Below are 13201 nucleotides of genomic sequence, written 5' to 3' on the forward strand. Positions count from 1 at the left end.
TGGCCAAGGGCCTGCTGGTGTCGCTGCTCACCTTCCTGGTCTACAAGCCTCTCAGCCCCATTCTTCACGGCCGCCATTGACAAGGGCGAAAGGGTGTGTTATACTCACCCTTGCAAATTGAATAGCAACTTATCAAGAGTGGCGGAGGGAACAGGCCCTGTGAAGCCCGGCAACCTGCATTTGTAAGGTGCCAAATCCTGCGGGAAACCGAAAGATAAGCGTTCAGACGCTCAGGAGCTTTTCGGCCCCTGAGCGTTTTTTGTTTCCGACGGGTTGCTTTCCAATTTAAAGCAAAAAACAAAAAAGGAGAGTAACCCCAAATGGCAAAACGTTTCTTTACTTCCGAATCCGTCACCGAAGGGCATCCGGACAAAATTTGCGACCAGATCAGCGACGCGGTGCTGGACGCCATCCTCGCCGAAGACCCCGGTGCGCGGGTGGCCTGCGAGACCACCTGCTCCACCGGACTTGTGCATGTGATGGGGGAGATCACTACCAGCTGCTATGTGGACATCCAGTCCATTGCCCGGGAGGTCATCCGGGACATCGGCTACACCCGCGCCAAATACGGCTTTGACGCCGACACATGCGCCGTGCTCACCAACATCGACGAGCAGAGCCCGGACATCGCCCTGGGCACCAACGACGAAGTGGGCGGCGCGGGCGACCAGGGCATGATGTTCGGCTACGCCTGCGACGAGACCGCGGAGCTGATGCCCCTGCCCATCAGCCTGGCCCACAAGCTGGCCCTGCGCCTCACCGAGGTGCGCAAGAGCGGCCTTTTGCCCTATCTGCGGCCGGACGGCAAGAGCCAGGTCACCGTGGAGTACGACGGCGACACCCCCGTGCGGGTGGACGCGGTGGTCATCTCCAGCCAGCACAGCCCTGAGGTGGATATGGACACCCTGCGCAAGGACGTGATGGAGCAGGTCATCGCCCCGGTCATCCCGGCGCAGCTGCTGGACGAAAACACCAAGTATTTCATCAACCCCACCGGCCGTTTTGTGGTGGGCGGGCCTCAGGGCGACTCCGGCCTCACCGGCCGCAAGATCATCGTGGACACCTACGGCGGTTACGCCCGCCACGGCGGCGGCGCCTTCAGCGGCAAGGACCCCAGCAAGGTGGACCGCAGCGCCGCTTACGCCGCCCGCTGGGTGGCAAAGAACATCGTGGCGGCCGGCCTTGCCCGCCGCTGTGAGGTGGAGCTGGCCTATGCCATCGGCGTGGCCGAGCCGGTGAGCATCCTGGTGGACACCCAGGGCACCGGCAAGGCGGCGGACGAGGCGCTGGAGGCGGCGGTGCGCAAGGTGTTCGACCTGCGCCCGGCGGCCATCATCCGGGAACTGGGCCTGCGCCGGCCCATCTACCGCCAGACCGCGGCCTACGGCCACATGGGCAGGGAAGACCTGGACCTGCCCTGGGAGAAGTGCAACAAGGCCGAGGCGCTGAAAGCGGCCCTTGCCTGAAAATAAAAGAACTGCCCGGAGCGCATCGCTTCGGGCAGTTTTCTCATGACAAAGAAAAAGCCGGTCTCAAACGAGACCGGCGGGTTGCAGGTTTATCAGATAGCGCGGGTGACCTTGCCCGAGCGCAGGCAACGGGTGCAGGCGTAGATGTACTTGGGGGAACCGTCTACGATAGCCTTAACACGCTTCACGTTGGGCTTCCAGGTCCGGTTGGAACGACGATGAGAATGGGACACCTGGATACCGAAGGAAACGCCCTTGCCACAACAATCACACTTTGCCATTTGCTGCACCTCCTCGTATTTAAGTCGCCAGAATATAATAGCAGACCTGGAAGCAAAATGCAAGCTTTTTTTAAAAATATCTGCGCAAAGAATCGGAAAATCCCCTTTTTACTTGTGCCGCGCCTTTAAACAAAGTATAATAAATCCAAATGCGCTGCGGTTTTCCGCCTATCGGGCGGCGCAGCGGACCAGAATGGAAAGGCGGACTTTTTTCTATGGGTCTGATGGATAAACGAACGCTGCTGGTGTGGCTGCTGCGGGCGCTGGTGATGCTGGTGGCCATTCCGGTGCACGAGGCGGCGCACGCGCTGGTCAGCGCCAAACTGGGCGACACCACCGCGAAGGACCGGGGCCGGCTCACCCTGAACCCCATGGCTCACTTTGACCTGCTGGGCGCTTTGTGCATGATCTTCACCGGCATCGGCTGGGCGAAACCCGTGCCCACCTACGCCTCCCGTTTCAAAAACCCCAAGGGGGGCATGGCTCTCACCGCGGCGGCGGGCCCTGTGGCCAACCTGCTGGTGGCCTTTGTGTCGGTGCTGCTTTATAAAATATTGTATTACACCCTGCCGGCGAGCGCCGCGATCAATTTCCTGCTGCTGTTTTTGGAGTACATGGCCAGCATCAACACCATGCTTGCGGTGTTCAACCTGCTGCCGGTGCCGCCCTTCGACGGCAGCCGCATCGTCACGGTGTTCCTGCCTCAGCGCACCTACTTCAAATTGATGCAATACGAGCGCTATATCTTCATCGCTGTGTTCCTGCTTTTGTTCCTGGGCTTTTTGGACGGGCCGCTCTACCTGCTGAACAACGCAGTGTGGGATTTCCTGATGTGGGCCACCTCCTTTGTGGACAAAGCGGTGTTTGCCCTGGCGGGCGTCAGCGTGTAAGCGGCAAAAGAGGGGAACGCAATGGAGAGTCTTACCTTTAAACTGGAAGAGTTCGAGGGCCCGCTGGACCTTCTGCTCTATCTGGTGGGCAAAAACAAGATGGATCTGCACGAGATCGCCATCCTGGATCTGATCGACCAGTACACCGCCGTCATCAACACTCTGACGGAGCACCGGCTGGACGTGGCCAGCGAGTTCATCGAGATGGCGGCGCGTCTGGTGCAGATGAAGAGCTACCTGCTGCTGCCCCGCAGCGAGGAGGCCGAGCGCCTCAAGCAGGAACTCACCGGCCAGCTCATTGAATACAGCGCCTGCAAGGAGATCGCCGCCCGCATGGGCGCGATGGCCGCCGCTACCTTCACGGCGGTGCGCCAGCCCATGGAGGTGGAGCTGGACAACACCTATCAGCTGCGCCACGACGCGTCGCTGCTGCAGCAGGCGTGGTTCGGCCTGATGGGCCGCAGCCGCCGCAAGACTGCCCCCAGCGCCGAGCGCTTTGAGCCGCTGGTCACCGCGCCCTTCGTCTCGGTGGCCAGCCGGGTGGTCCATGTGCTGCGCGGGCTGGTCACCGGCCGGGTGCGGCAGCTGCGCAATCTGTTTTCGCCGTCGGGCAGCCGCAGCGAAACGGTGGCCACCTTCCTGGCCGTGCTGGAGCTGGTGCGCGCCGGGCGCATCACCATCGACGACAACGAGACCCTCGCTGTGCGGCGGGGCAAAACCACCCACCGGGAGGAATGACGGATGGAACTGAAAGAATGTATGGGCGCGGTGGAGGCAATGCTCTTTGCCCACGCCGAGCCGGTGAGCGCCGGGCGTCTGGCCCAGGCGCTGGATATGGACGAAGACACGGTGGAGCGGGTGCTCTGGGCGCTGCAGGACGAGTATGACCGCCCGGCCCGGGGCCTGCGTCTGCTGCGTCTGGAAGACAAATGGCAGCTGGCCACCAAGAACGAGTGGAGCGAGCCGGTGAAAAAAATTCTGGACACCCGCCGCAACACCCCCCTGAGCCAGGCGGCGCTGGAGGTGCTGGCCATCATCGCCTACAACCAGCCGGTCTCCCGTGGCTTTGTGGAGCAGGTGCGCGGTGTGGACTCTTCCTCCACCGTGGCGAAACTGCTGGAAAAGGGCCTCATCGAGGAGGCGGGCCGTCTGGATCTGCCGGGCCACCCGGTCAGCTTTGCCACCACCGACGTGTTCCTGCGCACCTTCGGGCTGGAAAGCCTGGCCCAGCTGCCGCCGCTCCACGACGATGAGCTGCCGCTGGAGCAGCTGGCCGCCACCGGCGAGCTGCCGGAGAACACCCTGCCGCCCACGGAGGGGGCCGACGGTTAAATGGCCGCCCTGTGGCTGATCGTCCGCATCCTTTTGTGGGTGCTGGCGGTGCTGCTGGGGCTGGTGGTGCTGGTGCTGTTCGTGCCCATCACCGCCGAACTGCAGGCGGAGGAAACGGGCTTCGCAGCCTGGCTGCGGGTGCTGTTCGTGCGGATAAAACTCTATCCCCGCCCGGAAAAAGAGGAAAAGCCCCGGCCGGAAAAGCGCAAAAAAGAGAAAAAGGCTCCGCCCGCGCCGGCGGAGAAAGCCCCGGCGCAGACGGTGCGGCAGGCCGCCCCCGAAAATGCGCCGCCTGCGAAAGAGCCGCCTGCCCCAAAAGCCGAAGCGCCGGCCGGGCCCGCGACCCAAAAGCAGGCAAAGACCGTGCAGCCCCAAAGCGCCTCCCTGGCGGACAAGCTGCCCAAAGACCTGGACCGCACCCTGGCCCTCGTTGCCACGGCGGGGGGCGCTGTGCGCCGGCTGTTGGCGGGGCTCACCGTCCACGGCATCAAGGCGTTTTTGCCGGTGCACAAGGACACCGCGGCGGACACCGCGCTGGCAGTGGGACGCATCTGGGCCGCGGTGGGCGCGGGCCTTGGCGCTTTGCAGAATTTCATCCGCATCCGCCCCGGTGAGATCACCGTCCAGCCGGACTACACCGGCGACGAGGAGAGAAACGCAAGTTTCTCTTGTAAAATCACCGGCTGTTTGTTTATAATGGTATCAGTGGGAATTTGGGCGTTTCGCCGCCTGAAGGAACAAAAGTTCCTCTGACCCAAAACAAAGCAAGGGGCCCCGCCCCGGAAGGAGAACCACATGGCAGAACGGCAGTTGGAAGGCTTGATGAGCGTCACGCTGGAAAAGATCAAGGAGATGACCGGGTCCAACACCATCATCGGCGAGCCCATCGTGGTGGATGGCGCCACCATCCTGCCGGTGTCCAAGGTCACCTTCGGTTTTGCCGGCGGCGGTTCCGATTTCGGCGCAAAAACCACCAAGGAGCTCTTTGGCGGCGGCACCGGCGCGGGCGTGTCGGTCACGCCGGTGGCTTTCCTCATTGTTAAGGACGGCAACGTGCGCACCGTGCAGCTGGCCGACTCCTCCAGCACGGTGGACCGGGCGCTGAACATGCTTCCGGAACTGGTGGAAAAGCTCAGCGGCATGCTGGGCAAGAAAGAGAGCGCCGACCCCGCAGGGGAGACGCCGCAGGAGTAAAAAGCCGGGGGGTGGCTGAAACGGGCCGTGCGCCAAAGGGCACGGGCCGTTCCGGCTGCTCCCTTTGCGTGTTGTGACCAAACAGGAAAGGGAAATCGAGACAAATGGCATTGGAACGCATACAGAAAGTCATGGCCGAACAGGGCCTGTGCAGCCGCCGCGCTGCCGAGCAGATCATTCAGGAGGGCCGGGTCAAGCTCAACGGCCACCCGGTGCGCCTGGGCGACAAGATGGACGTGAACCGCGATGTGCTGATGATCGACGGCGAGCGCATCCGTCTGGTCAAGAAGCAGGAGTATCACTACCTGATGCTCCACAAGCCCCGTGGTTTCGTCACCACCACCAGCGACGAGCGGGGCCGTAAAACGGTGATGGACCTGCTGGCGGACTACCCCGTGCGGGTGTTCCCGGTGGGCCGTCTGGATAAGGACAGCGAGGGCCTGCTGCTGCTCACCAACGACGGCGGTTTTGCCAACCTGATGATGCACCCCTCCCACGGGGTGAGCAAGCTCTACCGGGTCACGGTGCATCCCCGGGCCGACGAGAGCCAGGTGGTGGCCCTGAGCAAGGGCGTCACCCTGGACGACGGCACCGTCACCCAGCCCGCCGTGGTGAACGTGGTGGTGGACGAGCCGGGCCGCACGGTGCTGGAAATGACCATCAAGGAGGGCAAGAACCGCCAGATCCGCCGCATGTGCGAGGCGGTTGGCCTTGAGGTGGTGCGCCTGCGCCGCAGCGCCATGGGCGCGGTGAAGCTGGGCATGCTCCAGCCGGGCCAGTACCGGGAACTCACCAAGAGCGAGGTGGCCGCCCTGCGGGCCGCCGCCCAGAAGGGCAAGGCCCGGGCCCGCACCCAGGCCAGCCAGGAGGCCGCCGCACAGCGCAGCGCCCGGGCTGAACGCCCCCGCAAGGGCGGCGAACGCCGCCGCAGACCCGTCCGGGGCGAGTGAGTTTGTATCATTTGACAAATTTGTTGTACTATGCTGGCGGCGGGAGAAAATCTGTTGTTATCCTTTTGTCAAAGTAGTATAATGTCTTTAATTTGTGAATAGAAGCGAAGGCGGTTATCGCGTTTTCGTTGCAATGAAACAGGAGGGTTAACTATGGCGAAAGAAAAGCTGGGCACGGGCGAGATCCTGTCGACTTTTTTTGACGACGGTGTGTACACCCCGCTGCTGGCGTCCGGCACGGTGGAGGCAGCCCACGGCTGCGCCGGCGGGCAGCCGGTGTATGCGGTGTGCCAGAACGGCGGCGCGCTCACTGTGAAGGATGTGGAAAAGCAGATCAAGGTGCTGGAGATGGCCGCGCTGACCGGCAATCCGGTGGTCACCTTCTATGACGCGGCAGGCGCGAAGCTGGACGAAGGTCTGGATGTGCTCACCGCCGCTTCCCGGCTGAACACCGCCATCGCCAAGGTTTCCGGCGTGGTGCCTCAGGTTGCCGTTGTGGTGGGCGTTTGCGGCGCCACCGCCGCTCTGGCTGCCGCCAGCGCCGACGTGTGCATCATGGCCGAAGGGGCCGAGCTGTTCTTCACCGCCCCCTTCACCAGCGCTGCCCATGGCGACAAGCTGCCCGGCGCGGGCAGCGCCGACTTCGCCGCCAAGGCGGGCGTTGCGGCCCTCACCGCGAAGGATGCCGCCGAGGCTGCCGCTCTGGCTGCCCGGGTGGTCACCCTGCTGCCCGGCAACAATCTGGCCGGCCCCTCTGTGTTCGAGTTCGAGGCTCCCTCCGCGGCGCCCGACTTCGCCAAGTACGACGCTGAAAAGGCCGTGGCCGCTCTCGTGGACGAGGGCAGCGCCATTGAGCTGTTCAGCGCCTTCGGCAAAAATGTCTACATCGCTCTCGCCACCGTAAACGGCAACGCCGTGGGCGTGGTGGCCACCAAGCCCGAAGGCCTGTGCCGCGTCTGCGTGGACAAGGCTGCCCGTCTGGTCCGCCTGTGCGACGCCTTCAGCATCCCCGTGGTGACCGTGGTCAACAGCGAGGGCTTCGTGCCCAGCGCCAGCGAGGACGAAGCCGGCGGCATCCGCGCCGCGGCCCGTCTGGCCGGTACATACGCCGACGCCACCACCGCCAAGGTGGCCCTGCTGGCGGGCAAGGCCGTGGGCCCTGTCTACACCGCCCTTGCCAACGCCGACCTGCGCCTGGCCGTCACCGGCTGCACCGTGTCCGCTCTGGACCCGCTGGCCGCCGCCCGGGTGCTGTATAAGGACGAGCTGGAGGCCAGCGACAACCTGGCTGCCGCCACCGCCGCCAAGGCTGCTCAGTACGCTGCCAGCGAGTGCAGCGCCCAGGCCGCTGTGGCCGCCGGTGCCGCCGACCTGGCGGTGGACGCCGCCGGCGCCCGCGCCGCACTGGTGAGCGCGCTGGACATCCTGGCCAGCAAGCGCGCCCAGCGCCTGCCCAAGAAGCACGGCAACATGGCTCTGTGATGTAAGAACGACACGTCATATCGACTGATATAGGAGGAACACGGACTATGAAACACTACACCATCACCGTCAACGGCACCCCGTACAATGTGACCGTGGAGGAGACCGCCGCCGGCGCTGCTCCCGCCGCCCCTGTGGCCGCTCCCGCGCCCAAGGCTGCCCCCGCTGCCGCCCCCAAGGCTGCCGCTCCGGCTGCCGCCGGCTCCGTGGCTGTGAACGCCCCCATGCCCGGCACCATTCTGGATGTGAAGGCTAACCCCGGCGCCGCTGTGAAGGCGGGCGACGTTCTGGTCATTCTGGAGGCCATGAAGATGGAGAACGAGATCGTGGCTCCCCAGGACGGCACCGTTGCGGCGGTGAACGTGAAGAAAGGCGACAGCGTGAACTCCGGCGACGTGCTGGTCTCGCTGAACTGAGAAACGGGAGGGGAACGAGATGGCAAAACCCGTAAAAATCACAGAGGTGGTCCTGCGCGACGCTCACCAGTCGCTGCTGGCCACCCGCATGACCATGGATGAGATGCGTCCCATCCTGCCCGCCATGGACGAAGTGGGCTACTACTCGGTGGAATGCTGGGGCGGCGCCACCTTCGACGCCTGCATCCGCTTTTTGGATGAGGACCCCTGGGACCGCCTGCGCATCCTGCGCAAAGAGATGCCCAACACCAAGCTGCAGATGCTGTTCCGCGGCCAGAACATGCTGGGCTACCGCCACTACGCCGACGACGCGGTGGAGTACTTCGTGCAGAAGTCCGTTGCCAACGGCATCGACATCCTGCGCATCTTCGACGCGCTGAACGACCCCCGCAACCTGGAGACCGCCATCAAAGCGGCCATCAAGGAGAAGGCCCATGTGCAGGGCTGCATCAGCTACACCCTGAGCCCCGTGCACAACAACGAGTATTTCGCGAACTACGCCAAGACTCTGGAAGAGATGGGCGCCCACAGCATCTGCATCAAGGATATGGCGGGCCTCTTGACCCCCACCGCCACCTACGAGCTGGTGAAGGCTCTGAAGGAGACCATTTCCATCCCTGTGGACATCCACAGCCACTACACCTCCGGCCTTGCTTCCATGTCCATTCTGAAGGGCATCGAGGCCGGCGCGGACATCATCGATACCGCCATGAGCCCCCTGGCCCTGGGCACCAGCCACATGCCCACCGAGAGCCTGGTGGCCGCTTTGAAGGGCACCGAGTATGACACCGGCCTCGACCTGAAGAAGCTGAACGTGGTGCGCGCTCACTTCGCCAAGCTGCGTGAGAAGTACCTGGCCAACGGCCAGATCAGCCCCAAGATGCTGGGTGTGGACGCCAACACCCTGCTGTATCAGGTGCCCGGCGGCATGCTCTCCAACCTGCTCAAGCAGCTGAAGGACGCCGGCAAGGAAGACCAGCTGGACGCTGTTCTGCAGGAGATCCCCCGTGTGCGTGAGGACTCCGGCTATCCGCCGCTGGTCACCCCCACCAGCCAGATCGTGGGCACCCAGGCGGTGTTCAACGTCATCATGGGCGAGCGCTACAAGATGGTCACCAAGGAGTTCAAGGGCCTGGTCCACGGCGACTACGGCCGCACTCCCGCACCCATCAGCCCCGAGTTCACCAAGAAGATCCTTGGTGATGAAGAGCCCATCACCTGCCGCCCGGCCGACCTGCTGCAGCCGGAGGTGGAGAAGATGAAGGCCGAGGCCGCCAAGTACGCCATCCAGGAGGAGGACGTGCTCACCTACGCCATGTTCCCCCAGGTGGCCCCCAAATTCTTCGAAAAGCGCGCCGAGAAGGCCGCCGGTGTGGACGGCGACCATGTGGACTACGCTTCCAAGAGCCATCCTGTGTAATTTTTAATGCCCGCATCCCCCCGTTCCGTCCGGACGGGGGGATATTTTTGTGCCGTCCTGCCCATGCTGAAAAACGGGGGAGCGGCGGCGTGCGCGCCAGAAAATGGGAGCAAAACCTTGAAAAAACGAGCCAAAAAGAGTAAGATAGCAATATGTATATTTTAAATGGGGCACTGGGCCCTCGCGATGAAAATATACAGTGAAACGCCAGACGAAATGTGAAAGAGGTTGGTTTGAATGGCCCTGAGCATGACCGGCTACGGCCGGGCCGAGGCGCTGGTGAACGGCCGTGACATCACGGTGGAGATCAAAAGCGTCAATTCCCGCTATTTCGAGTATTCCTCCCGCATCCCCCGCAGCTGCGCCTATATGGACGACAAGCTGAAAAAGCTGCTCAGCGCGGCGGTCAGCCGGGGCAAGGTGGAACTGAGCCTGCAAATGCAGACGGTGAGCGCCCCGGACGTGACGGTGCAGGTGAACATGCCCCTGGCCAAGGGCTACGCCGCGGCGCTGGAGTCCATCCGCGCCGAGACGGGCGCGGCGGGGGACGTGACCGCCGGCCTGCTGGCCCGCTTCCCCGATGTGCTGGCTGTGCGCCACGCCGACGTGGACGAAGAGGCTCTGTGGCAGGATGTGGCCGGCGTGTGCGAGGCGGCGCTCAAAAACTTCATCGCCATGCGGGCGGTGGAGGGCGAAAAGCTCAAGGCCGACGTGATGGACCGCCTTGCCACCATCGAAGAGACGGTGGGCAAAATTGAAGAGGGCAGCGCCCAGCGGGTGGAAAACTACACCCAGAAGCTCTATGCCCGCCTCCAGACCATCCTGCAGGACCAGAACATCGACCAGGCCCGCATTCTCACCGAGGCCGCCATCTTCGCGGACAAGACCGCGGTGGACGAGGAGACGGTGCGCCTGCGCAGCCACATTGCCCAGTATCGGGAAATTCTGAACACCGACGGCCCCGTGGGCCGCAAGCTGGACTTCCTGACCCAGGAGCTGAACCGTGAGACCAACACCATCGGCTCCAAATGCCAGGACCTGGCCATCACCCGCATGGTGGTGGACACCAAGGCCGAAATTGAAAAGATCCGCGAGCAGATCCAGAACATCGAGTAAGGGGGAGAGGAAGGTATGAAACTCATCAACATCGGTTTCGGCAATATGGTCAGCGCCAGCCGGCTCATCGCCATCGTCAGCCCCGAAAGCGCCCCCATCAAGCGTATCGTGCAGGAAGCGCGGGATAAGGGCGCCCTGATCGACGCCACCTACGGCCGCCGCACCCGTGCGGTCATCATCATGGATTCCGACCACGTCATCCTCAGCGCCGTGCAGCCTGAGACGGTGGCCAACCGCCTGGCGGTGGACGATGTGGAAGACGACGAGGAGATGGACAATGAATAACGAACAGTATCTTGTGGTGGTCTCCGGGCCTTCCGGCTCCGGCAAGGACACGGTGGTCTCCCGCCTGATGGCGCAGCACCCGGAAATTGAAATTTCCGTCTCCGCCACCACCCGCGACAAGCGCCCCGGCGAGCAGGAGGGAGTCAACTACTACTACCTCACCGTGCCCGCTTTTGAGCAGAAGATTGCCGACGGCGAGATTTTGGAGTACACCCAGTACTGCGGAAACTACTACGGCACCCCCAAGTCCGAGGTGGATAGGCGTATCGCCGCCCACACCACCGTCATTCTGGTCATCGAGGTGGTGGGCGCCACCAACATCAAGCGCCTGTACCCCGGCGCCACCACCATCTTCATCCAGCCCCCCAGCTACGCCGAACTGGAAGAGCGGCTGCGAGGCCGAGGCACCGAGAGCGAGCAGGCCATCCAGAACCGCCTCGCCCGGGCGGCGGAGGAGATGAGCTACGCCACCGACTACGACGAAGTGGTGGTCAACGACGACGTGGACCGCTGCGCCGACGAGATTTACCGCCTCATTCAAGAGCACCAGAATACATAAATAAAAAGGAGGAACGTGGCTTTGTTGCAGACCGTTCAAGTGGCAGTCAGCGGGGCCACCTTCCACTTTGATAAGCTCTATACCTACCTGCTGCCGCCCCGTCTGGAAGGAGCGGTGTTCGTGGGCAGCATGGTGCTGGTGCCCTTCGGGCGAGGCAACAAGCCCCGCACCGGCGTGGTGCTGGCACTGGGCGAGCAGGAGGAGGCAGGCCGCTGCAAGGAACTGTTCGACGCCGCCCCCGAGGAAGCCCGCCTTACTGATGAACTGCTGGGCCTTGTGCACTTTTTGAAGGAGCGCACCTTCTGCACCTGGTACGAGGCAGTGCGGGCCATCATCCCTTACGGGGCGCAGTACCGCCCGGCGAGCACCGAGAACGGCCCCCGGCTGCAAAAGCAGCTGCAGCGCCACACCGAGCCGCTCTATGAGCTGGCCGGCCCGCTGCCCGAAAAGCCCAAGCCCACCGAAAAGCAGAAAGCCGCCGCCGCCGCGCTGGAAAACGGTCCGCTGCCCGCATCCGCGCTGGCAGAAATGGGGCTTTCCCGCGCGGTGCTGGATAACCTCTGTGAAAAGGGCGTTTTGCGGAAAAGTCAGGTGGACAAGACCGTGGACCTCTACGCGGACATCCCCCGCTCAGAGGAGCCGGTGGTTTTAAGCGACGACCAGCAGCGGGTGTTTGAAGGCCTCGCCGCCCAAATGGCAGAGCAAAAGCCTGCGGCGGCGCTGCTCCACGGCGTCACCGCCAGCGGCAAAACGCTGGTGTTCTTAAAACTCATCCAGCGCTGCCTGGAACTGGGGCGCACCGCCCTCGTTCTGGTGCCGGAGATCAGCCTCACCCCCCAGATGATACGCCGCCTCAAAGCCAGCTTCGGCGAGCGGGTGGCGGTGCAGCACTCCGCCCTCAACCACACCGAGCGCCTGTTGCAGTGGCGCATGATACAGACCGGCGGGGCCGACATCGTGGTGGGCACCCGCAGCGCGGTGTTTGCGCCGCTTTCGAACATCGGCCTCATCGTGGTGGACGAGGAGCAGGAGCACACCTATCAGTCGGAGAACGCCCCCCGTTTTGACGCGCGGCAGGTGGCCAAGCGCCGCGCCGCCGACCATAACGCCTTGGTGCTCTTCGCCAGCGCCACCCCCAGCGTGGAAAGCTATCAGGCCGCGCTGGACGGGCGCTATACCCTTTACAAACTCACCAAACGCTACGCCAGCCAGCCGCTGCCCAGTGTGGAACTGGTGGATATGCGGGCCGAACTGGCGGCGGGCAACCCAGCCAGCATCAGCGCCCCGCTGGCCGAACACATCCGCCAGACGCTTGCAGCGAAGCGGCAGACCATCCTGCTGCTCAACCGCCGGGGCTACCGCACCGTGGGCATGTGCACCGAGTGCGGCAAGGCGGTGAAATGCGGCAGCTGCAGCGTGCCCATGGTCTACCACAAGGCCGAGCAAAAGCTGCTGTGCCACTACTGCGGCCACACCATCTCGCCGGTGCCCACCAAATGCTCCGAGTGCGGCGGCAAGCTGCGCTACACGGGATTTGGCACCCAGCGGGTGGAGGAGGAGATGGCCGAATTGTTCCCGGACGCCCGCGTCCTTCGCATGGACCAGGACTCCACCGGCCAGAAGAACGCCCACGACCGGATGCTGGCCCGCTTCGCCGCCGGCGACTACGACATCATGCTGGGCACCCAGATGGTGGCCAAGGGCCTGGATTTTGAAAAGGTGACGCTGGTGGGCGTGCTGGGCATCGACTCGCTGCTCTTTTCGCAAGGGTTCCGGGCGGTGGAGAACGTGTTCTCGCTGGTGACCC

At 63.6% G+C, this 13201-nt stretch carries 15 protein-coding genes and 1 riboswitch; of the genes, 14 read left to right on the plus strand and 1 reads right to left on the minus strand.

Translation table 11 applies throughout. The annotated features are described in order from the left end of the window. Positions 1-126: 126 nt before the first annotated feature. Positions 127-221: riboswitch (SAM riboswitch) on the plus strand. 99 nt (positions 222-320) lie between these two features. Beyond that, entirely contained in the window at positions 321-1466 is a 1146-nt protein-coding gene (metK, locus tag ACMNAY_RS06895) for a methionine adenosyltransferase (RefSeq protein WP_394964021.1), read from the plus strand. Between the two features lie 95 nt (positions 1467-1561). Here the strand turns inward: metK and rpmB are convergent, their stop codons facing one another. Further along, positions 1562-1750: a 50S ribosomal protein L28 gene (gene rpmB / locus ACMNAY_RS06900; RefSeq protein WP_177521756.1), complete on the minus strand. Its 189-nt coding sequence runs from the start codon at positions 1748-1750 to the stop codon at positions 1562-1564. A 215-nt stretch (positions 1751-1965) separates the two neighbouring features. Here rpmB and ACMNAY_RS06905 point away from each other — a divergent pair, with 215 nt between their 5' ends. The 13 genes from ACMNAY_RS06905 to priA all read left to right on the plus strand — a co-directional run. Then, positions 1966-2640 (plus strand): site-2 protease family protein, encoded by a 675-nt coding sequence (locus tag ACMNAY_RS06905; protein ID WP_418718899.1) that lies wholly within the window; start codon positions 1966-1968, stop codon positions 2638-2640. A 21-nt stretch (positions 2641-2661) separates the two neighbouring features. Beyond that, positions 2662-3378, plus strand: a complete 717-nt coding sequence (locus ACMNAY_RS06910; RefSeq protein WP_394978087.1) for a segregation and condensation protein A — start codon at positions 2662-2664, stop codon at positions 3376-3378. A 3-nt stretch (positions 3379-3381) separates the two neighbouring features. Then, positions 3382-3972, plus strand: a complete 591-nt coding sequence (gene scpB / locus ACMNAY_RS06915; RefSeq protein WP_394978089.1) for an SMC-Scp complex subunit ScpB — start codon at positions 3382-3384, stop codon at positions 3970-3972. Next, positions 3973-4725, plus strand: a complete 753-nt coding sequence (locus ACMNAY_RS06920) for a DUF2953 domain-containing protein (protein WP_418718900.1) — start codon at positions 3973-3975, stop codon at positions 4723-4725. Positions 4726-4767: 42 nt separating this feature from the next. Beyond that, positions 4768-5166 carry a GerW family sporulation protein gene (gene ytfJ / locus ACMNAY_RS06925; RefSeq protein ID WP_394978093.1) on the plus strand — a complete coding sequence of 133 codons (399 nt, stop codon included), beginning with the start codon at positions 4768-4770 and terminating at the stop codon, positions 5164-5166. Positions 5167-5270: 104 nt separating this feature from the next. Beyond that, positions 5271-6116 carry a pseudouridine synthase gene (locus tag ACMNAY_RS06930; protein WP_418718901.1) on the plus strand — a complete coding sequence of 282 codons (846 nt, stop codon included), beginning with the start codon at positions 5271-5273 and terminating at the stop codon, positions 6114-6116. A 153-nt stretch (positions 6117-6269) separates the two neighbouring features. Continuing rightward, a complete protein-coding gene (locus tag ACMNAY_RS06935) occupies positions 6270-7598 on the plus strand; it encodes a carboxyl transferase domain-containing protein (protein WP_418718902.1) in 1329 nt (442 codons plus the stop codon). 47 nt (positions 7599-7645) lie between these two features. Beyond that, on the plus strand, positions 7646-8014 hold the full coding sequence (locus ACMNAY_RS06940) for a biotin/lipoyl-containing protein (RefSeq protein WP_394978100.1): 369 nt from the start codon (positions 7646-7648) through the stop codon (positions 8012-8014). Between the two features lie 19 nt (positions 8015-8033). Continuing rightward, positions 8034-9434, plus strand: a complete 1401-nt coding sequence (locus ACMNAY_RS06945; RefSeq protein ID WP_418718903.1) for an oxaloacetate decarboxylase subunit alpha — start codon at positions 8034-8036, stop codon at positions 9432-9434. Between the two features lie 237 nt (positions 9435-9671). After that, the gene (locus ACMNAY_RS06950; RefSeq protein ID WP_418718904.1) at positions 9672-10550 is read left to right on the plus strand and encodes a YicC/YloC family endoribonuclease; all 879 of its coding nucleotides are present in this window, start codon (positions 9672-9674) and stop codon (positions 10548-10550) included. A gap of 15 nt (positions 10551-10565) precedes the next feature. Further along, a complete protein-coding gene (gene remA / locus ACMNAY_RS06955) occupies positions 10566-10835 on the plus strand; it encodes an extracellular matrix/biofilm regulator RemA (RefSeq protein WP_177521579.1) in 270 nt (89 codons plus the stop codon). Then, positions 10828-11394, plus strand: coding sequence for a guanylate kinase (gene gmk / locus ACMNAY_RS06960; RefSeq protein ID WP_418718905.1), 567 nt, complete (start codon positions 10828-10830; stop codon positions 11392-11394). The genes remA and gmk overlap by 8 nt, the downstream gene beginning before the upstream one ends. 21 nt (positions 11395-11415) lie before the next feature. After that, positions 11416-13201: replication restart helicase PriA (priA, locus tag ACMNAY_RS06965; protein ID WP_418718906.1), on the plus strand; the 1786-nt coding region annotated here is incomplete at its 3' end.

Origin of the sequence: Candidatus Allofournierella merdipullorum (genome assembly GCF_048426865.1) — a bacterium.
GTDB lineage: Bacteria > Bacillota > Clostridia > Oscillospirales > Ruminococcaceae > Allofournierella_A > Allofournierella_A merdipullorum.

Bases quoted from the DNA above. Each gene is read 5' to 3' on its own strand.
- metK (WP_394964021.1), top strand. From the start codon at position 321: ATGGCAAAACGTTTCTTTACTTCCGAATCCGTCACCGAAGGGCATCCG.
- rpmB (WP_177521756.1), bottom strand. From the start codon at position 1,750: ATGGCAAAGTGTGATTGTTGTGGCAAGGGCGTTTCCTTCGGTATCCAG.
- ACMNAY_RS06905 (WP_418718899.1), top strand. From the start codon at position 1,966: ATGGGTCTGATGGATAAACGAACGCTGCTGGTGTGGCTGCTGCGGGCG.
- ACMNAY_RS06910 (WP_394978087.1), top strand. From the start codon at position 2,662: ATGGAGAGTCTTACCTTTAAACTGGAAGAGTTCGAGGGCCCGCTGGAC.
- scpB (WP_394978089.1), top strand. From the start codon at position 3,382: ATGGAACTGAAAGAATGTATGGGCGCGGTGGAGGCAATGCTCTTTGCC.
- ACMNAY_RS06920 (WP_418718900.1), top strand. From the start codon at position 3,973: ATGGCCGCCCTGTGGCTGATCGTCCGCATCCTTTTGTGGGTGCTGGCG.
- ytfJ (WP_394978093.1), top strand. From the start codon at position 4,768: ATGGCAGAACGGCAGTTGGAAGGCTTGATGAGCGTCACGCTGGAAAAG.
- ACMNAY_RS06930 (WP_418718901.1), top strand. From the start codon at position 5,271: ATGGCATTGGAACGCATACAGAAAGTCATGGCCGAACAGGGCCTGTGC.
- ACMNAY_RS06935 (WP_418718902.1), top strand. From the start codon at position 6,270: ATGGCGAAAGAAAAGCTGGGCACGGGCGAGATCCTGTCGACTTTTTTT.
- ACMNAY_RS06940 (WP_394978100.1), top strand. From the start codon at position 7,646: ATGAAACACTACACCATCACCGTCAACGGCACCCCGTACAATGTGACC.
- ACMNAY_RS06945 (WP_418718903.1), top strand. From the start codon at position 8,034: ATGGCAAAACCCGTAAAAATCACAGAGGTGGTCCTGCGCGACGCTCAC.
- ACMNAY_RS06950 (WP_418718904.1), top strand. From the start codon at position 9,672: ATGGCCCTGAGCATGACCGGCTACGGCCGGGCCGAGGCGCTGGTGAAC.
- remA (WP_177521579.1), top strand. From the start codon at position 10,566: ATGAAACTCATCAACATCGGTTTCGGCAATATGGTCAGCGCCAGCCGG.
- gmk (WP_418718905.1), top strand. From the start codon at position 10,828: ATGAATAACGAACAGTATCTTGTGGTGGTCTCCGGGCCTTCCGGCTCC.